Here is a 17,406-nt window from a genome sequence, read left to right as displayed (position 1 = left end):
GCCCTAAGTTCGGGATACGGCCTTATAAACCTGAGCTTAATATTTAAACCGATAGGTAAAGACCGGCCAGTTCGGGAGGTACTTGACGAGTTTTAGATAGCCAGGTACGAAAACCTCCCGCTTGCCCTTTTCAAGCCCCTTCAATACCGCTCTTGCAACCCTTTCCGGCTCTATCGAACCCTTCGGAACATTTCCGTTCCAGAATCCGGTTTTGACCTGCTTGGGGTACACCCTCATGACGTGAATTCCCCTCACTTTGAGCTCCTTTTCAAGGTTTACTGCCAGGTAGTGGAGTGCACCCTTGGCGGCGCAGTAGGAGGGAATCTCAGGCACATTGACGAAGGCCACGCCGCTGATTATGAACACCACCCCTGAACCCTTCCGAAGCATGGGAAGGACTGCCATTGTAAGCTCCACAGGTGCAAGGGTATTTACCCGGAATAGATTCTCCAGCTCCGCCCCAGAGTGCTCAAGAAGGGGCTTCCTTACCGCAAGGCCCGCGTTGTTTATGAGAAGGTCAACCTTTTGCACACCGAGCCTCTCGAGCCCCTTCAAAATCGTGCCGGGAAAGTCCTCCGCAGTCAGGTCGGCAACTATGTATTCAAAAGCCTGCAGTCTTTCCTGAAGTTCACGAAGTTTTTCTTCGTTCCTGGCCACACCGACAACCCTATAGCCCCTCCCGACGAGCCCCTCAACGAGAAGCTTCCCTATGCCACCAGTTGCACCCGTCACCAGTGCGGTTTTCATGAAACCCACCAGAAGGATCTCGGAAACTTAATTTAAAAGCGTTAGGAAGTAAGAAGAGGCCAGAAGGCCTCCTGCAATTCACTCAAGGCTTATTCCAGCGCTCTCAAGGGCGGCCTTGACGGCCTCGTCGTCGGCGCCGCGCTCGATGCTGACCTTCTCCGGAAGGGGCTCGAGGTGCTTGACGTTCATCCTCCTGCGCTTGACCTTGTTGAGGCCGGCGCCGGTAACGAGGACGAAGTTCCTGTCGATGACGTCAACGACGACGACCTTCTCTCCGGCCCTCCTTCCGGCGATTATAACGGCAAGCCTTCCGACTTCCATAGCTGGCATTCATCCCACCTCCTCATCTTTTGTTGCCCGGGTTTGCACCCGACCCCGCGTCACCGTCGGGGTATAGGTGGTCGATGGCGGCCTTCACAATCGCGAAGACGCCATCGGGATTCCAATGGGCAGTGTTAATAATCAAGTCATAAATCGACTTGTCGTCGATGTCAATTCCATAGAGGTTTAAATACCTTTTCCTGTTGCCCTTCTCGCGCTCGGCAATTCCCACAAAGGCCTCCTCGACGGAGACTCCCTCACGGCGGGCAACGCGCCTTGCACGCTCCATCATGGGGGCGTCGAGCCATATCTTGAGGTCCGCATCCTTGACCATCCAGCCGGCGAGGCGGCCCTCAATAACGACGTTGCACTCCCTGGCTGCCTCCACCTGCCTCCTGTCAACCTCGCGGTCGATCTCGGGGTGAAGCTCGGCGTACTCCTGGAACTCCTTCAGAGTCATGCCCATCTCCTTCGCCATCTGCCGGAAGATGAGCCCGGCGTAGATATGTTTGAACCCGTAGTGCCTGGCGAGATTGCGGCAGAGGGTGGTCGTTCCCGAGCCTGCCAGGCCGCTGACGGTTATAACGAGGCAGCCCTTGGGCATATTAGCACCTCATCCGAAATCAGAGGGCAACGCCCGCCCTGACCTGGGCCTTCATGACCTTCCTCATGCAGCTCGGGCAGAGGTTAGCGTAGGGCCTCTCCGGCCTCTTGGCTGTCTTCGGGAGCTTCCGGAGTTCGCTGGGCCTGCCGCGCGGGAAACCGTTGAGCGGCCTGCCGCACATGGCGCAGTGGGCAACCTTGGGCTTTCTCCTCTCAAAGTGGACGACGGTTCTTCCGCCAGGGGTCCTGACGTACTTCCTTCTCCATGACCTTGACCTGTACATCGGCTTCATTCTTCTCACCTCGCCTTTCCTTTCAGGGAATCGTTTTTAAATTTAACCCATATCGAGGAGCTTCCTGAGGACGTAGCCGGTTATCATTGACGTCAGAACGTACCAGCCGACGTAGCCTAGCTCGCTCGCTGGGAGCGCGGAGTGGTAGAGGCCGTGGAACCAGTCGAAGAGGAAAAAGTCGAAGGGGGACTTCACGATACCGACCTCAACGTACCATCTCCTGAGCCAGCCGAAGAATATCCAGAATATCGGCATCGTAAGCAGGGTGACCTTGAGCATGGTGTCCTTCATGACCTCGCTCTGGAGCTTCATGAGCTCCATCTGCTCCTGCTGAAGCTTTTTGAGCTTCTTCTCATCCTTCGCGGCCTGGGCTTCCTTGTACTTCTTCTGGAACTCTTTGCTCTTCTTCTGAAGCCTCTTGACCTTCTCCTGGTCAACTAGGAGATAGTTCAGCAGGGTGAAGAAGGAACCCAGTATGATTCCCGATACCGTAACCACCACTATGGGGTTGTAGGCCTGTATCATCGGCCCAAAGATGCTGTCAAGGAACGTGTATATCTCCTCAATCATACTCTCCCACCGCCAGATCCAGTACTTCAACAAGCTCGTGAACGGCCTCCCGAAGGCCCTTATCCTCATGATTCTCGATTATCTTTATGAGCGCGTTGGAGTGCATAGCGTAGCTGACCGCGGCGGCGCGGTTCAGGTCCTGGTGCCTCTGTATCTGCTCCTCTGTCTCCACGTCACGGTCGCGCTTCAGGTCGCGCAGGCGCCTTCCGAGTATCTCGCTCGGTGCCGCCTCGATTATGACGATGAAGTTTGGGTTTATGACCTCAATAACCTCCCTGGGAAAACCGAGGAGGTAGCCCACGGGCGTCCTTATCGTCGCATGGGTGTCAATCAGGACCGGCTCGCGCTGGGACATCTCGACTATCCTTCTCGCGGCCTTCATCTGAAGCTCCTTCTGAACGTTCGGGTCGAGCTTCCTCATCTCATCCCTGTGCCTCACCAGTCCCGCCCCGACGGCCTCGTCGAACATCAGGTCTCCGAAGTTGACGAGCCTGAACTTGGCCCGGGACTTCTTGAGTGCGAGTTTGGTTATGGTGCTCTTCCCCACCCCTGGAATTCCTGTTATCATGACCACAAACGGCATCACGCTCACCCAGGAAGGTTTCTGGAGAAAGTAACAGGACCGAGTTTAAAAGGTTTTGTGAAAGAAAAGAAAGGGCTCACTTCGTAAAGAATTTCCTGAGTGCCGGGAACATCTCCGTGGCCTGCTCCCTTGCAATCTCCTCGTAGAGCCTGTAGAGGATACCGACCGTAAGGAGGATTCCCGTTCCGGTACCGAGGGCACCCAGGAAGTCCGCCAGCACTGCGACTAACGCCAGTGTGAACGAACCCCAGAAGGTAACGTAGGGGATGTACCTGTTGAGCACCCTCTCGAGTATCCTCGGGTCGCGCCTGAACCCTGGTATCTGCAGCCCCGCCCTCTGAAGCTGTCTGGCGATGCTCTTGGCGTCAAGGCCCGTCAGCTCGACCCACAGGAATCCAAAGAGTATGGCCCAGAATATGGTCATCAGCGCGTAGACGAGGGCCCTTCCAGGGTCGGCTATGACGTGGTAGATGTCCCTCGGCGGGTAGAGGTAGGTAACGAAGCCGGTCAGTGGGTAGCCGTTTTCATCAAACGTTCCGAGGAAGGTGTAGCCGTAGTTGTTGAGGAGCCTGGCCCAGAGCTGGATGTTGGAGTAGAGAGCAAAGGTCAGGATGATTGGTATGTTGCTGACGTACATGAACCTTATCGGGTACCTTCCACGGACGGTGACGCGGCCGTAGCTGAGGGGTATCTCCACGCGCATGCTCTCGAGGTAGACGACCACGAGGAACACCACTATGGTGGCAAGGACGTCCATCATGTCCGGCAGGGTGCCCCTGTACAGCGCGCCGGTCAGGTCCCCGTAGAACAGGTGCTGTATGAACGCTGGAATGGCACCTATTATGGCGGGGCCACCGGTAACGGGATCCACGTACTGACTGGTAGTGAACGGGTTAAGGGACTTGGTGACGACCGTCTGGGAAACACCAGCCGCGATGAACAGGCTGATACCGCTTCCTATTCCCCACTTGCTAACAAGCTCGTCCAGGAGTATGAGCATGACGGAGGCAAAGCCGAGCTGGAGTATTATGAGTATCCCTAACCCCAGGCCTATGTAAACCTGTCCGGCGGGTGTCGTGACTGTCTGGAACGCCCCTAGTCCCATGTCAACCTTACCAAACGCACCTGCGAATACGTATATAGCCGCCTCAAAGAAGCTCATAAACACGGCAAAGAGCTTCTGAGCGGCCTGGTAGAATCTCCTATCCTCATGATTTGAGAGATCGAGGTGAACTATCTCGGAACCGACGAGAAGCTGCATGATAATGCTCGCGGTGACGATTGGACCGATACCAAGGGTCAGGAGGGAACCGCTCCTTCCCGCGAGCACAAATCTGAGCGTGGCAAAGTAGTCCTGGATCTGGGCGGGAATTCCGTAGAGCGGAATCTCCGCGAGGATGAAGTACAGCAGCAGAACGATCCCTGTCCACATGAACTTTTCCTTAAGCGGCACGTGCCTCTTGGGCCGCTCAACCTCCGGGAAGTACCTCTCAATCGCGAACACTACGTTTCTGAACCCCATGATTAACACCCGCCAAAAGTTAAATTAAAGGGGAATCAGGCGAGGAGAACCTCGCCGCCAGCGGCCTTGATCTTCTCCTCGGCCTTCGGGGTAACGTAGTAGGCCTTAACAACGAGGGGCCTGCTGAGCCTGCCGGTTCCGAGAACCTTGTCAACACCGAGCTGAGTGGTGTCAACTATGACCTTCCCTTCCTCCTCGTAGGCAACACCCATGTCAAGGAAGAGGGCGAGGTTCTCGTCTATGTCGCTGAGGTTTATGGTATTCGGGGTGTACTGGACGGCCTTGGGCCTGTGGAAGCCGCGCTTTCCGAGGTGGTCCGGGGCGTACTTGATGACCCAGGTCCACTTGGTGTTCTTCCTCTTTCCGGTTCCGGCCATTCCCTTACCGCCCTTGCTACCACCGCCGCGGTGCTTCTTCTTGCAGCCCCATCCGTGAGTGTGACTTCCGCGGAGCTTCCTAACCTTCTTCTTCCTCCTTATCATCTCTCGCCACCTCAGAGCATTCTCTCAATGAGCTCGTTTATCTTCTCGCCGCGGTAGCCGAGCGCTCCGCCCTCTTTGAAGGTGCGCTTCTTGCCGCCCTTGAGGCCGCCCCTCGGCGGGTGGAGCCTGAAGACGGGCTTGATGCTCGGGAGGTCCGTGAGCTTCATCTCGCCATCGACAACCTTCCTGGCGAACTCCTCGATGGTCATGCCGAGCTTCTCCTGAACGTACTCGTCGGTTATCGGCCTGTTGCCGATGAGCCTGCCCCTCTTCCTGATGAGGTTGGCCAGGGTCTCGGCGTCGATCTCTCCCCAGGTGATGTAGTCCTTGACCTTCTGAACCATTCCCTTGTAGCTCGGGTTGTCGTCGACGAGGACGAGGTGGTTTATCCTGTGGAGGCGGAGCATGGCGAGGGTGTCCCTGACCTCACCCTTCGCCCTTATCCCGCTCCTAAGCCTGATGAGTGCGAGCTTTGCCATCTTTTCTCACCTCACTCAACCTGGAAGCTGGTGGACATCTCCCTTCCGACGATTATGCCGTAGCGCTCGATGTCCTCCGGCTTGATGGCGACGCTGTTGGTGTTGTAGAGCGCGTTGAAGACCGCCTTGGCGAAGTTAACGGTGGTTCTCGTCTCACCGAGGGTCTGGGACCAGACGTCCTGGACGCCGGCGAGGCTGAGTATCTTCTTGCCGACGTCACCTATGACCAGTCCAAGTCCACGCGGCCCCGGCATGAGCTTGACGCGAACGCTACCCTCCTTGCCCTCGACGGCGAACGGGATTGAGTGCGGCCTCCTGCACCTGCACTCCCAGCTTCCACAGCCGCGCTTGATCTCGATGATGTTCATCTTGGCGTAGTTGATGGCCTTCCTGATGGCTATTCCAACCTCCTTCCCGTGGCCGATTCCAAGGCCAACGTAGCCGTCCCTGTTGCCCACAGCAGCGAGAACCCTGAAGCGGATCCTCCTGCCGCTGTCGGTCATCCTGACGGTGAGGGCTATGTCGAGAACCTCCTGGTTCTCCCTCATGTTGACCTCCGGGAGGAGGACGTCAACTATCTCCGGCTCCTTGATCTGGTAGCCCTTGCGGAATATCTCGTGAATGTCAGTTATCTGACCCTCCTTGACGAGCCTGCCGAGCTTGGTCCTCGGCTCCCACTCCTCAAGGACGCGCTGGGTCATCTCTCTCGGGTCGCTCATTCTCTCGCCCCCTCAAACTTCTCGATTATCTTAGCCTTAACATCCTCAAAGTGCTCGGGGAGCTTCTCGGGCTCGAGGCCCTTGACGAGATAGCCGCTGAACTGCTTCCTGTAGAGGGCCTCGTCCTCCTCCTTAAGGGCCCTGGCGTAGTTGGCTATGTGCTCGCCGTTTATCCTGTAGTCCTCGGGGTAGATCTCCTCGCTGTGCGGAACGTCCAGGCCCGCATCAACAGCTCCCTTGAGGACTGCGAAGATGCTCGAACCCCTGGTCGGCGGGTGGAGGCCTATGTCAAGGATAGCCTCCTCGATGCCGGCCTTCTTGGCCTTGTAGCCCAGGAGGAGACCGAGCAGGTAGGCGCTCGGGGTGTTGCCGCCGTGGCCCTTCCAGCCGAAGTCCCTCATGAGCTCCCTGGTGTGAGCCGAAACGACGGTCCTGTCACCCTTCGGGTCGTAGAGGACTATCTGGGCGACGTGGTGGTTGAGGGTCTTCCTCACGACAAGCCTGGGCTTTCCAGACTTGAGGAGGGCGAGCCTCTTGTGATAGTTAGTCTTACCCTCTCTCCTTCTCCTGAACGGAACCCTATACCTCGGTCCGTGTGCCATCTCTCTCACCTCACTCCTTCAGTATGTCGTGCTCCTGCATGAACAGGTAGAGCTGCCTCTTGTTCTTGAACTGGCCGCCCTTGGCGCGGATGTAGAGCCGCCTGTAGGTGTGCTCGTCGAGCTTGCCCTCGGCCTTGAGCTTCCTGAGCTCCTTCCTGAGGGCCCTTATCGTCATCATCCAGCGCTCCTTCTTGCCCATCCTGGCGGTCTTCTTACCCTTCTTGCTTCCCGGGCCCCTGTGGCGACCCTTCTTCCTGGCCTCCTGGTAGACCCTGGCGCGGGCCCTGCTCTGGCCCTTGACGGGCTTCTTCTTGATGACGCCGTCGTTGATGAGCCTTCTCACGTCCTCCCTGGTTATGGCGGCGGCGACGTCGTCAATCCTCTCCGGGTCGATCCAGACCCTGTTCTCACCGCACTTCAACAAATCAGCGGCAATCCTTCTCTGCATCCTGAGCATGAGCCTCACCTCACGGGTTGAGTACCTTCACGCCGAGCTCCTTGGCCCTGGCGAGTATGGCCTCTCTCTTCCTGGCCCCAACGGTTCTCGCTATCCTCGCAGCCTGCCTGGTCGGGTCGATGGCCTCAAGCTCCCTGACGTTGTGGACAAGAACCTCCTCGTAGCCGCTCGGGTGGAGACCGCGAACGGCCCTCGGGGAGCTCCAGCCTATGCTGGGTGAGCGGGGCTTGCCCTTCTTCTTGAGCCTCATCTTGCTGTCGATTCCCTTCGGCCTGCGCCACTTCGGGTCGTTCCTGAACTTGGGGAACCTCCACCACTCCTGGCGAAGGAAGCGGGGCTTCTTCCTCTTGATCCTGGCCCTTATCCTAAGGAGTCTCGCCTTCTCGTTCATTTCTCACACCTCAGAACTTTATCGGCTTACCAGCCTTCTCAACGATGTAGATACCATCCTGGAAGACACGCCTGTCCCACTTGGTTATCTTGGTAGCCTGCTCGATGTTGGCCGCGGTCTGGCCAACCGCTTCCCTGTCTATGCCCTCGACGATGACCTCCTGGCCGGAGACCTTAACGGTAACTCCCGGAAGGATCCTCGCCCTCCTCGGGTTCTTCTCACCGAGGAAGTTCTCGATGACGACCTCGTCACCCTGAACCTTGACGGTCATCGGGAAGTGGCTGTAAACGATCTTGAGCCTGTAGGTGAAACCCTCGGTGACTCCCCTGATCATGTTCGCTATGTGGGCCTTGAAGGTCCTGGCTATGGCTATGTCCCTCTTCCTCGGGAACTCCTTGAAGACGACGACCTTGCCGTCCTCGGTGAATATCCTAACGCCCGGATACTTGAGCTCCCTCTGGAGCTCGCCCCTGGGGCCCTTGACCTTAACGGTGTTCCCCTCAACGGTGACCTCGACTCCCTCTGGAATCTCAACCTCTTCCCTTACCCACGCGTCTATCGGCATCTCTCTCACCTCAGTAGACGTAGGCTATCAGCCTTCCGCCGATTCCCTTCTCGATGGCCTCTTTGTGGGTCATGACGCCCTGGGAGGTCGAGACTATGAGGATACCGAACTCGAAGGCCGGAAGGAACCTCTTCTCCCAGGCCTCGTACTCCCTGGCCTTGACCGGGAACCTCGGCTTTATCGCTCCAGCCTTGTTGATCTTTCCGATGAGCTGCACCCTGTAGATGCCGGCCCTTCCGTCGTCTATGAACTCAAACTCACCGATGTAGCCGTTCTCCTGCATAACCCTGAGGACCTCTCCCATGAGTTTGGAAGCCGGCTTGAGGTAAACCTCCTCCTTACCGACCCTCTCGCTGTTGGTTATGTGGGAGAGAGCGTTCGCCAGCGGATCAAGCAACGTCATCTCCTCTCACCTCACTCGTACTTCTTAAAGCCCAGCTTGGGGGCTATCTCTCTAAAGCAGTGTCTGCAGAGCATAAGGCCGTGTATCCTGATTATCGGGCCGTACTGGCCGCAGCGCATGCACCTTCTCGCGCCCTTCCCAAACTTCCTGGGCTTCCTCTTGTTGTAGTCAGCCTTCGCCATCTCACAATCCCTCCACGGTGACCTTAAACTCCTCAATAGCGAAGACGATACCCTCCTCCTTGGTCAGCTTGTGCTTGGTCGGGAGCTTCTTCCTCTGCCTCTTCCTCTTGGCAACCCTGTATCCTGGCCTGTCGAGGGTAACGCAGACGTCCATACCGAAGATGCCTATCTCCGGGTCGTACTCAACGCCCGGTATGTTGATGTGCTCCTGGATTCCGAAGCAGAAGTTGCCGTGCTCGTCGAAGTTGCTCGCCTTGAGCTTCCTGTCAACGGCCTCGAGGAGCCTGTTCAGCATCTCCTCGGCCTTCTTGCCGCGGAGGGTGACCTTCACCGCTATCGGCTCTCCGCGCCTGATTCCGAAGTCCTTGTTGGTCTGCTTGGCCCTTCTCCTTATCGGCTTCTGGCCGACGAGCCCCTCCAGCATCGTCTCAGCCTTGGTGAGCCTCTCACCGCTCTCGCCAACTCCAATGTTGATGGTAAGCTTAGCGATCCTGGGCTTCCTCATCGGGTGAGCTTCCCAGTCCGCTAGGATAGCCTCTCTGTTGATCTGCATCTTATCTCACCTCACGGAAGGGAAATCTCCGGCTTCTCCTTACCAACGACGAAGGCGTACTCCTTCAGGGTGTCGAAGAGCTCCCCGTTCTCGTCCTCGATGGTGACGACGTCCGGCCATCCCATCGGGAACTGCCTGACCTCGACGACCTTACCCTTCCTGGCGACGTTCTTACCCTGGGTAACGAAGACGTAGGCACCGACCTCGAACGGGAGAACCTCGATGACCTCCCTCTCGGGGACCTTCATCAGAACGGTGCTGGCGGTCATGTACCTGTCCTTCTCGTCCATGGTGACCAGGTGGTTGCTTCCGTCGTGGAGGTTGAGCTGAACCTTGGCCCCCTTAACCATGCGCTTGTTGCTGATCCTGAGCGGCTTGATGTTGGCTTCCTTCTCGCTTATCGGGTGGAGTATGAGCTTGCCGATCCTGTTCGGAAGGACCCTGTAGTGCTCGCCGGTCTCGGGGATTGAAACGACGTCCATGATGCCGACCGGGAACTTGTAGTCCTTCCTAACCCTGCCATCAACGAGGATCTTGCCCTCGTTGAGTATCTTCCTCGCCTCGCGGGCGGTCTTGGCGTAGCCGAGGTAGTCCCTGACTATGTAGAGCAGCGGGATGGAGGTCCTCATGCTGTGCGGACCCGGCCTCGGCCTGACCGCCCACTTGTAGGTCTTCCTTGAAATGTACCACTGAGTGGGAGCGGCAAGTCTCTTAAGGTGCCTCTTAGCGCCTTTCCTCGCCATCAACCAGCCCTCCTACTAATTATCTTCTCTCTCCTCTCATCGTCGAGGTTGAGTTCGATTATCATAACGTTCGACGGGTGGAGCGGGTAGTAAACCTCGGTTCCGTCGGTCTTCTTGTGGGTAACGCCCTCGACGTGTATCCTGTACCTCTTGAGGTCAACCTCAACGACCTTCCCTTCCTTACCCTTGAAGTCTCCGCGCATCACGCGGACCTTGTCGCCAGCCCTTATCGGGAGGCTCCTGACGCCGTACTTGTTCCTGAGATCCTCGCTCAGGGTGGCGGCCATTACCTTGCTCCTAAGGTGAAGGGGAGCGTTGTAGAGGAACCTTCTCTGCTTCCTCGGCTGCCTGGTCTTCAACTTCATCTTTCTCACCTCACAACACTATGCTCGCTATGCTGCCGAGCCTTACCCAGCGCTCGGCGGCCTCCCTGGCTATGGCACCCCTGATCTCGGTTCCCCTCGGGACACCCTCGGGGGTGACTATCGCTGCCGCGTTGTCCTCGAACTTAACGCGCATGCCGTCAAGGCGCCTGTACTCCTTCCTCTGCCTGACGACAACGGCCCTAACAACCTGGTGCCTGATGTCGGGCCTTCCCTTCTTGACGGTGGCGACGACCATGTCGCCGACGCCAGCGGAGGCGAGCCTCCTTCTGGTGCCCTTGTAGCCGACGACGCCTATTATCTGGACGACCTTGGCGCCGCTGTTGTCGGCGACCTTGAGGTAAGCGCCTATCGGAAGAGCGCGAGTCGGCCTGACCGGGCTAATTCCTCTCGTAGCACCTGCACCCTTCTTCGCCATTCATATCACCTCTCGCCAGCCCTCTTGGTGACGGCAACGACAACCCAGCTCTTGGTCTTGCTTATCGGCCGGGTCTCGGCGATGAGGACCCTGTCGCCGACCTTGGCGTCTATGCACTCCGGGTTGTGAGCGTGAACCTTGCTCCTCCTGAGCTCGTACCTCTCGTACTTCTTGAGGTAGTGGTAGTGCCGCCTCTCGACAACGACGGTCTTCTTGCCCTTGTCGCTGACGACGACACCCTCGAAGTACCTGCCGTGTATCCTGAGGTGTCCGTGCCATGGGCAGTGGGGATCGTCACACTTCTCAGCGGGAGGCTGAACCTTCAATCCAATCTCTCTCATTTTCGCCACCTCTTCTTCAATCTCATCTCGGGTCTTCCAATCAGTTCCTTTCCGTTGATTCGGATTTTTTTACCGCCAACTTCAAACTCGAGCTCCGCCACGTCCTTCGGGATAACCCAGACCCTCTCACCGCCGATGGTGAGGGTGTTCCTCGTCTCGTCAAGGACGTAGCCCTCGATGCCAACCAGCTCTGGATGAGATGCCCTTATAATTTTTGCTTTCAGCCCTATGAGCTCGCCCCAGATGATGTTTTTCTGATTCACTCGATTTCTATCAAGTCCTCGGAAAATCCAAGGTCTCCGAGCAACTTCTTGACCCTTTCTCTGTGGTCTCCCTGGAGTTCTATCCTTCCCTTCTTTACCGTTCCGCCGCATGCCAGCTTCGCCTTCAGCTTCTTTGCTATATCATCCAGGTCGAACTCCTTCTCGTCTATGCCCTCAATTATGGTTTTAAGCTTTCCGTAGCGGGCCTTCTCTATGTACACTCTAATTCTCTGCTGCTCCTTCAGGACCTCCTTAAAGAGCATCTCATCCAGAGGGTTAACAATCCTTGGCACCGAACCTCACCTTTTCTCCCTAAGCTTCTCCTTCTTTATGGTAAGCAGGCGCGCTATGTCGCGCCTGAGGTTGCGGATGACCATGGGGTTCTCTATGGAGGCCCCCATGGTGAGCACACCCCTCTCCTTGGCGAGCTCGAGGCGGAGCTCCCTGAGCTTCTTGTCGATCTCCTCGATGCTCATCTCCCTAATCTCACTCGGCTTCATTGGTGCTCACCTCTTCCTCAACGAGCTTCTCTATGACCTCAATCTCGTCCGGGAGCTTGGCGTCGGGCGGCATGATGGAAACCTTAACACCGATGACACCGAGCTTGAGCCTGGCCTGGGCGTAGCCCTTGCTGACGAGGGTCTCGGCCGGATTTCCGACCTTGGCAAGGTAGCCCTGGTAGAACCTGACGCTTTTAGCCCTCTCACCGGTGAGCTTTCCGCTCAGGCGAATCTCAACGCCCCTGGCGCCGTTCCTCATTATGGCCCTGATGGCCGAGTAGGCGGCCCTTCTGAAGTGGACGCCCCTCTCAAGGGCCTGGGCGAGCCTGACGGCCTGGACCTTGGCGTTGAGGTAGGGGTTCTTGATCTCCTCGACCTCGATCTGCGGGTTCTCGAGGTTGAACTTCCTCTCGAGTATCCTGGTGAGCTCCCTTATGCGCCTGCCGCCCCTGCCTATGACGTAGCCGGGGTTGGCGGCGAAGATGGTGACCTTGGTTCCGAGCGGGGTCTTCTTGATGTCGATTCCACCGTAGCCGGCCCTTCTGAGCTCTTTCTCGAGGTACTCGTCGATGAGCATATCCCTAACGTTTTCCTTGATGAAGTATCTCTCGATCGCCAAAAGTCTCACCTCCTAATCTCCTCAACGACTATCTCGATGTGGGTGGTCTGCTCGTTGAACGGTGTGGCCCTTCCGAAGGCCCTCGGGATGTAACCCCTGAGGACCGGGCCCCTGTGCGCTGCCGCGTGGATTATCCTGAGCCTGTCCGGGTCAAGGCCCTTCTGCTCGGCGTTGTTCTTGGCGTTGAGGAGGACCTTCTTGACGGCCCTGGCGACCTTGACCGGGTACCTACCCGGACCGAAGCCCCTGCCCGGCTTGTGGCCCTGGCTGTCGTTGTGGCGCTTCATCGGAACCGGCCTCTTGAGGGCTATGACGTCGTCGAGGTACCTGAGTGCGTCGTTGACCATCATCCCCCTGATCTCCCTGAGGAGCTCAACGCTGTGCTTCGGGGATATCCTGAGGTCCCTTCCGCTGGCACGAGCCATCTTCTCTGGGTCAAAATTTTGGAATGAGTAGGAAAACCTGCCCCTGCTCATCTAAACCACCTCACTTGACCGCCACGAACATCGATGACCTGGTCGCACCGACACCAGGCGAGCCGTGCTGGACGACCTTTCTTGTGAGGGCAAACTCGCCGAGGTAGTGGCCTATCATCTCTTCCTTGATCTCTATCGGGACGAACTCCTTTCCGTTGTAGACGTGGATGGTCATGCCGACCATCTCGGGGAGTATAACCATGTCCCTGCTGTGGGTCCTTATCGGCTTGCTGTACTTGCCCTTCTTGGCAAGCCTGATCTTCCTGAGGAGCTTCTTCTGCTCCGGGCTGAGGCCGCGCTTGAGGCTCCTCCTCTGCCTGGCCGGGAGGAGCTTGGCGAAGTCCTCGAGTGACATGTTGAGCAGTTCCTCGAAGCTGTAACCCCTGTACTTAAACTCCTTCTTTCTCGCCATCTTCATCACTTCCTCCTACCCGTTCTTCTCGCGGCTATGTGACCGACCTTCCTTCCGGGCGGGGCGCGCCTCGAAACGGTGCTCGGCCTTCCTATGTGGTGCTCCTTACCACCGTGCGGGTGGTTGACGGCGTTCATCTTGACACCCCTCGGCTTCGGCCAGAACCTGTTCCTGGCCCTGGCGATGTAGTAGGCCTTACCCGCCTTGACGATGGGCTTCTCGAGCCTACCGCCGCCGGCGACGACACCTATGGTTGCCCGGCAGGCCGGCTTGAACTGCTTGAGCTCACCGCTCGGAAGCTGGACTATGACCTTGTCTTTCTCCCTGCTGACGACAAGGGCGTAGGCACCGCCGGCGCGGACGTACTTGCCGCCGTCGCCCGGAACTCCCTCGATGTCGTAGACGTAGCTTCCCTCCGGTATCATGGCAAGCGGGAGGGTGTTGCCAATCTTGATCGGAGCGTTCGGCCCGATGGCTATCTCTTCGCCGACGAGGACTCCTTCCGGAGCTATGATGAGCTTCTCCATGCCGTTCTCGAACTTGACGCGGGCAACTGGAGCGGTCCTGCCCGGGTCGTGGAGTATCTCGACGACCTTGCCGACGAGGGTCTTCTCCTTGGTAAGGTTGAGCGGAACGTACCTGACGGCACCCCTGTACCTGTGGGAGGGGGCCCTAAAGGTCGTGGTTCCCTTACCTCTCCTCTGCTGAATCAGACTCTTTCCCATCTCACTCACCCCGTCAGAACAATCCTATCCTGGCAGCAACCTCACTTGCGCTGTACTCAGGCTTGAGCTTCACGTAGGCCTTCTTCTCGCCCTTCATGGTCACGAGGGTGGTGACCTTCTCGACCTTGACATCGAACATCGCTTCCACGGCCTTCTTGATGTCCTGCTTGGTAGCCCTTCTGTCAACTATGAAGGTGAGCTTGTTCTCGTTCTCGATCATGGCCACGGCCTTCTCCGTGACGACAGGCTTGACGATAACCTTGTACGGATCCATCTCTCATCACCCGTAAATCTCCCTAAGCCTCTCTATGGCGCCCTTGGTCCAGACCGTGAGCCTTCCCGGGTGGGTGCCCGGAGCGAGAAGCTCAACGCCAAGGTTCTCAACGGTGACGACATCAACGCCCGGGTGGTTCCTGGCTCCCTGGACGATTCCCTCGTTCTTGGCGACAACGATGAGCGGGCCCTTGGCCTTCTTGTAGCGCCTTCCGCGCATCTTGCCCTTGCCGGCCCTTATCTTGGTGTTCCTCTTGGCCCTCTCTATGTCGTCCCAGACGCCGAGCTTCTTGAATATCTCCCTGGTCTGGGCGGTCTTGAAGACCTTCTCGAGGTCGTCGGTGACCACTATCGGAACCTGCGGGACGTTGTCAACGATGTGTCCCCTGGCCCTGACGAGGTCGTAGTTGGCCGTAGCTGCTATCGCGCTCATTATGGCGAGCCTGCGCTCCTTCTTGTTGATGTCCTCCCATATGACCTTCTCAACCTTGGGCGGGTGGGTTCTCCTTCCACCCCTCGCGAAGGGTACGAAGGCGGCGAACCTCGGGGAGGTCTTTATCCTCTCAACCCTGGCCATTCCGTGGCCCTTTCCGATGTTCTCGGTGACCCTTCTCTTGCCGGCCATAGGGTCCCTGCCCTGCGGCTGTATCCTGTGGGTCCATGAGGCGATGACAGCCCTCCTGATGAGGTCGGGCCTGAACGGAGTGGCAAAGACCTTCGGAAGCTCTATCTCCTCCACAGGCTCGCCTTCGAGATTGAAAACCTTAACCTTCATCTATCTCACCTCACTGCTTGGATTCCCTACTGACGTAGGTTATCTGCGGCCTCTCAACCGGCGGCCTCTTCTTCGGCGCCCTTATAGCCGGCCTGACCCTGATGATCCTCTTGAAGGCTCCCGGAACGGTGCCCTGTATCATGAGGAAGTCGCTCCTTATGACACCGTAGTGCGGGAAGCCGCCCTTCGGAGTGATCTCTATCTCCTTCTTGTCACCAAGCTTGAGAACACCGTTCTCACCTATGGCTATGAGCCTCTTGTTGAACTCGGTCCTGTGGTGGAAGCCCATCTGACCCGCGAGGGGGACGGTCCACATGACCCTGGTCGGGTGCCACGGACCGAGGTTACCGATGTGCCTGCCCTTACCAGCCCTCTGGGCCTTGTGGAACTGTATCTTGACACCCCAGCGCTTGACCGGGCCCTGGGTTCCCTTACCCTTGGTGACGGCTATGACGTCGAGGAGCTCGCCCTCGTGGAGAACCTCGCTCGCGCGGAGCTCCTTGCCTATCTTCTCCTTGGCGTAGTCGAACTTGGCCCTGACGTCGTCGCCACCGATGGCGTACTCCATGACCTCGGGCTTCTTCTTGAGCTTGATGAGCCACGGCTGGGTGTGGACGAGAAGCCTGACGTCAACTATCTCGCCGCTGTTGATAAGCTCCTCAAGCTGGGCAAGCTTGGCCTTGAACGCGTCCTCGTCGTAGTTCTTCGGCAGGGTCTTTATGCGCCTCTTAACGTGGTCGTTGAGCTCGTGGAACCAGACCTCAGTGGCGGTCTCGAGACCGAGGTAGCCCTGCCTGTAGGCCCTGATGCCGTAGACGAAGAGCGGCGGGACCTCGACCACCGTGACCGGCATGAAGATCTCCTTGCCCTTGGTAAGCCCTGGCCTGTCGTCGATCATAAGGACGTGGGTCATGCCGGCCTTGTAGCCGGCGAAACCGAGCATCCTGACCTCACTGTCCTTCGGCCACTTCTTGATTCTTGGGACTATACTCCTAGCCCTCTTTCTCGGGGAGTAAGCCAGTGAACCTCTCCTTGGCCTGTGTATTTTTCCCATCTCAATCCCTCCTTATGAGATTAAACACCGCGAGTGTGGCCAACACGGCCTCCTCGGTGCGGACGGTGGCCGTCCGCTGATTTGGAATGGTGTTGAGGATTAGATCAAAGTCATATTCCTCCTCGCCGAGGAGCTCCATCACGCCCTTCCTCGGTGAACCAAACACGAATCCGACCTCCCCCTCGAGCGGGGGAAGCTTCACCTCTCGAACGTCACGCCCCCTCCGGGAGGTGGCAATCGCCAAATCCAGCCTGGCCTTTTTAAGTGTTTTTGCCAGTGACTTCCTCGTGAGATGCACACTGTACCCCCAGTACTCCTCTGGCTTCGCCGGTATCACCCTGAGAGGCCTTGCTGAGACGATTCTGAAAGTTGCGCGCCCCTCAACGTCGCCCTCCACCGCGGCGAGGTCGTCGAGGCCGATGTCCGCGTAAGTTCTCCTTCCCTTTCGGAAGGCAAAGCCCTCGCGGATTTCTCCAACCCTGGGCTTGCCCTTGAGCTTGTGGTGGGGTGTTCTCAGCGGCGGGATAACGCCGACGTATCTGAGCTCCGGCATGAGGGGGAACAGCCTCTTCCTGAGGTACTGGGGCGTTTCCGCGTACTCAAGGATCGTCTTGATGAACCTTCCGTCCCTGCCGCCGGCCCTGTAGATCCACACGTGCTCGACGCCGAAGATTGCAGCGGCCCTGGCTATCTGCCCAACCTTGTACGTCCTGATTTTCGGGTCGTCGGTCTCTTCAAGGAGCGAATCTGGAATGAATATGTGCCAGGCCATTTTTCCGTCATCCTTTGCTGTGGGTACTTTAACGCTGAAGTGGGGTCTATGGAGACTATTTAAAAGGCTTTCGAACCGTTCCACCCTTTTTTGGGTTTGGAGGTATACAAATTTTTTGCAAAGCAAACTTCGCCTTCGCGAAGTTTGATGGAAAACCTTTTAACTTGCAGGGGTGCAAGT

Annotated in this window: 32 protein-coding genes; all 32 read right to left on the bottom strand. The window is 57.6% G+C overall.

From position 1 onward, the window contains the following. Positions 1-36 precede the first annotated feature (36 nt). Positions 37-747 (bottom strand): SDR family oxidoreductase, encoded by a 711-nt coding sequence (locus E3E42_RS01910; RefSeq protein ID WP_167902543.1) that lies wholly within the window; start codon positions 745-747, stop codon positions 37-39. A gap of 78 nt (positions 748-825) precedes the next feature. After that, positions 826-1,077, bottom strand: a complete 252-nt coding sequence (locus E3E42_RS01905; RefSeq protein ID WP_167890261.1) for a 50S ribosomal protein L14e — start codon at positions 1,075-1,077, stop codon at positions 826-828. 13 nt (positions 1,078-1,090) lie between these two features. Next, positions 1,091-1,672, bottom strand: coding sequence for a (d)CMP kinase (cmk, locus tag E3E42_RS01900; RefSeq protein WP_167902397.1), 582 nt, complete (start codon positions 1,670-1,672; stop codon positions 1,091-1,093). A gap of 19 nt (positions 1,673-1,691) precedes the next feature. After that, on the bottom strand, positions 1,692-1,964 hold the full coding sequence (locus tag E3E42_RS01895) for a 50S ribosomal protein L34e (protein ID WP_167890260.1): 273 nt from the start codon (positions 1,962-1,964) through the stop codon (positions 1,692-1,694). A gap of 42 nt (positions 1,965-2,006) precedes the next feature. Beyond that, positions 2,007-2,534, bottom strand: a complete 528-nt coding sequence (locus E3E42_RS01890) for a DUF106 domain-containing protein (protein ID WP_167902396.1) — start codon at positions 2,532-2,534, stop codon at positions 2,007-2,009. Next, on the bottom strand, positions 2,527-3,117 hold the full coding sequence (locus tag E3E42_RS01885) for an adenylate kinase (RefSeq protein WP_167902395.1): 591 nt from the start codon (positions 3,115-3,117) through the stop codon (positions 2,527-2,529). The genes E3E42_RS01890 and E3E42_RS01885 overlap by 8 nt, the downstream gene beginning before the upstream one ends. A gap of 76 nt (positions 3,118-3,193) precedes the next feature. Next, complete coding sequence (gene secY / locus E3E42_RS01880; protein WP_139680158.1) at positions 3,194-4,639, bottom strand: preprotein translocase subunit SecY; 1,446 nt, start codon at positions 4,637-4,639, stop codon at positions 3,194-3,196. A 35-nt stretch (positions 4,640-4,674) separates the two neighbouring features. Continuing rightward, positions 4,675-5,121 carry an uL15 family ribosomal protein gene (locus tag E3E42_RS01875; RefSeq protein WP_167902394.1) on the bottom strand — a complete coding sequence of 149 codons (447 nt, stop codon included), beginning with the start codon at positions 5,119-5,121 and terminating at the stop codon, positions 4,675-4,677. An 11-nt stretch (positions 5,122-5,132) separates the two neighbouring features. Beyond that, entirely contained in the window at positions 5,133-5,600 is a 468-nt protein-coding gene (locus E3E42_RS01870) for a 50S ribosomal protein L30 (RefSeq protein WP_167902393.1), read from the bottom strand. Between the two features lie 11 nt (positions 5,601-5,611). After that, positions 5,612-6,319: a 30S ribosomal protein S5 gene (rpsE, locus tag E3E42_RS01865; protein WP_148882776.1), complete on the bottom strand. Its 708-nt coding sequence runs from the start codon at positions 6,317-6,319 to the stop codon at positions 5,612-5,614. Further along, the gene (locus E3E42_RS01860) at positions 6,316-6,921 is read right to left on the bottom strand and encodes a 50S ribosomal protein L18 (RefSeq protein ID WP_167902392.1); all 606 of its coding nucleotides are present in this window, start codon (positions 6,919-6,921) and stop codon (positions 6,316-6,318) included. The genes rpsE and E3E42_RS01860 overlap by 4 nt, the downstream gene beginning before the upstream one ends. 10 nt (positions 6,922-6,931) lie before the next feature. Then, complete coding sequence (locus E3E42_RS01855) at positions 6,932-7,378, bottom strand: 50S ribosomal protein L19e (protein WP_167902391.1); 447 nt, start codon at positions 7,376-7,378, stop codon at positions 6,932-6,934. Positions 7,379-7,388: 10 nt separating this feature from the next. Beyond that, positions 7,389-7,769, bottom strand: a complete 381-nt coding sequence (locus tag E3E42_RS01850) for a 50S ribosomal protein L32e (RefSeq protein ID WP_167902390.1) — start codon at positions 7,767-7,769, stop codon at positions 7,389-7,391. Between the two features lie 10 nt (positions 7,770-7,779). Next, the gene (locus E3E42_RS01845) at positions 7,780-8,334 is read right to left on the bottom strand and encodes a 50S ribosomal protein L6 (RefSeq protein WP_167902389.1); all 555 of its coding nucleotides are present in this window, start codon (positions 8,332-8,334) and stop codon (positions 7,780-7,782) included. A 10-nt stretch (positions 8,335-8,344) separates the two neighbouring features. Then, positions 8,345-8,737, bottom strand: coding sequence for a 30S ribosomal protein S8 (locus E3E42_RS01840; protein ID WP_014012545.1), 393 nt, complete (start codon positions 8,735-8,737; stop codon positions 8,345-8,347). An 11-nt stretch (positions 8,738-8,748) separates the two neighbouring features. After that, entirely contained in the window at positions 8,749-8,919 is a 171-nt protein-coding gene (locus E3E42_RS01835; RefSeq protein WP_014012546.1) for a 30S ribosomal protein S14, read from the bottom strand. A 1-nt stretch (position 8,920) separates the two neighbouring features. Next, the gene (locus E3E42_RS01830; protein ID WP_148882780.1) at positions 8,921-9,472 is read right to left on the bottom strand and encodes a 50S ribosomal protein L5; all 552 of its coding nucleotides are present in this window, start codon (positions 9,470-9,472) and stop codon (positions 8,921-8,923) included. 11 nt (positions 9,473-9,483) lie between these two features. Further along, a complete protein-coding gene (locus tag E3E42_RS01825; RefSeq protein WP_167902388.1) occupies positions 9,484-10,215 on the bottom strand; it encodes a 30S ribosomal protein S4e in 732 nt (243 codons plus the stop codon). Next, positions 10,215-10,580, bottom strand: a complete 366-nt coding sequence (gene rplX / locus E3E42_RS01820) for a 50S ribosomal protein L24 (RefSeq protein WP_167902387.1) — start codon at positions 10,578-10,580, stop codon at positions 10,215-10,217. Before rplX ends, E3E42_RS01825 begins: the two co-directional genes overlap by 1 nt. Positions 10,581-10,590: 10 nt before the next feature. Beyond that, positions 10,591-11,016 (bottom strand): 50S ribosomal protein L14, encoded by a 426-nt coding sequence (locus tag E3E42_RS01815; RefSeq protein WP_058937898.1) that lies wholly within the window; start codon positions 11,014-11,016, stop codon positions 10,591-10,593. A gap of 5 nt (positions 11,017-11,021) precedes the next feature. Further along, positions 11,022-11,357 (bottom strand): 30S ribosomal protein S17, encoded by a 336-nt coding sequence (locus E3E42_RS01810; protein WP_167902386.1) that lies wholly within the window; start codon positions 11,355-11,357, stop codon positions 11,022-11,024. After that, positions 11,354-11,731, bottom strand: a complete 378-nt coding sequence (locus tag E3E42_RS01805; protein ID WP_148882783.1) for a ribonuclease P protein component 1 — start codon at positions 11,729-11,731, stop codon at positions 11,354-11,356. Before E3E42_RS01805 ends, E3E42_RS01810 begins: the two co-directional genes overlap by 4 nt. After that, complete coding sequence (yciH, locus tag E3E42_RS01800) at positions 11,617-11,883, bottom strand: stress response translation initiation inhibitor YciH (RefSeq protein ID WP_206204241.1); 267 nt, start codon at positions 11,881-11,883, stop codon at positions 11,617-11,619. Before yciH ends, E3E42_RS01805 begins: the two co-directional genes overlap by 115 nt. Positions 11,884-11,919: 36 nt before the next feature. Next, the gene (gene rpmC, locus E3E42_RS01795; RefSeq protein WP_014012554.1) at positions 11,920-12,120 is read right to left on the bottom strand and encodes a 50S ribosomal protein L29; all 201 of its coding nucleotides are present in this window, start codon (positions 12,118-12,120) and stop codon (positions 11,920-11,922) included. After that, positions 12,107-12,739, bottom strand: a complete 633-nt coding sequence (locus E3E42_RS01790; RefSeq protein ID WP_014012555.1) for a 30S ribosomal protein S3 — start codon at positions 12,737-12,739, stop codon at positions 12,107-12,109. Before E3E42_RS01790 ends, rpmC begins: the two co-directional genes overlap by 14 nt. 5 nt (positions 12,740-12,744) lie before the next feature. Next, positions 12,745-13,215 (bottom strand): 50S ribosomal protein L22, encoded by a 471-nt coding sequence (gene rplV / locus E3E42_RS01785; protein ID WP_167902385.1) that lies wholly within the window; start codon positions 13,213-13,215, stop codon positions 12,745-12,747. Between the two features lie 10 nt (positions 13,216-13,225). After that, positions 13,226-13,627, bottom strand: a complete 402-nt coding sequence (locus E3E42_RS01780; protein WP_167902542.1) for a 30S ribosomal protein S19 — start codon at positions 13,625-13,627, stop codon at positions 13,226-13,228. 5 nt (positions 13,628-13,632) lie between these two features. After that, entirely contained in the window at positions 13,633-14,352 is a 720-nt protein-coding gene (locus E3E42_RS01775) for a 50S ribosomal protein L2 (protein WP_167902384.1), read from the bottom strand. A gap of 13 nt (positions 14,353-14,365) precedes the next feature. Further along, positions 14,366-14,626, bottom strand: a complete 261-nt coding sequence (locus tag E3E42_RS01770) for a 50S ribosomal protein L23 (RefSeq protein ID WP_148882785.1) — start codon at positions 14,624-14,626, stop codon at positions 14,366-14,368. A 6-nt stretch (positions 14,627-14,632) separates the two neighbouring features. After that, complete coding sequence (gene rpl4p, locus E3E42_RS01765) at positions 14,633-15,400, bottom strand: 50S ribosomal protein L4 (protein WP_167902383.1); 768 nt, start codon at positions 15,398-15,400, stop codon at positions 14,633-14,635. A gap of 10 nt (positions 15,401-15,410) precedes the next feature. After that, the gene (locus E3E42_RS01760; RefSeq protein WP_167902382.1) at positions 15,411-16,454 is read right to left on the bottom strand and encodes a 50S ribosomal protein L3; all 1,044 of its coding nucleotides are present in this window, start codon (positions 16,452-16,454) and stop codon (positions 15,411-15,413) included. A gap of 1 nt (position 16,455) precedes the next feature. Continuing rightward, positions 16,456-17,226, bottom strand: a complete 771-nt coding sequence (locus tag E3E42_RS01755) for a putative RNA uridine N3 methyltransferase (RefSeq protein ID WP_167902381.1) — start codon at positions 17,224-17,226, stop codon at positions 16,456-16,458. Between the last annotated feature and the right edge of the window lie 180 nt (positions 17,227-17,406).

Origin of the sequence: Thermococcus sp. JdF3 (assembly GCF_012027495.1) — an archaeon.
Lineage (GTDB): Archaea > Methanobacteriota_B > Thermococci > Thermococcales > Thermococcaceae > Thermococcus.
This window is presented reverse-complemented; position numbering and strand designations above follow the sequence as displayed.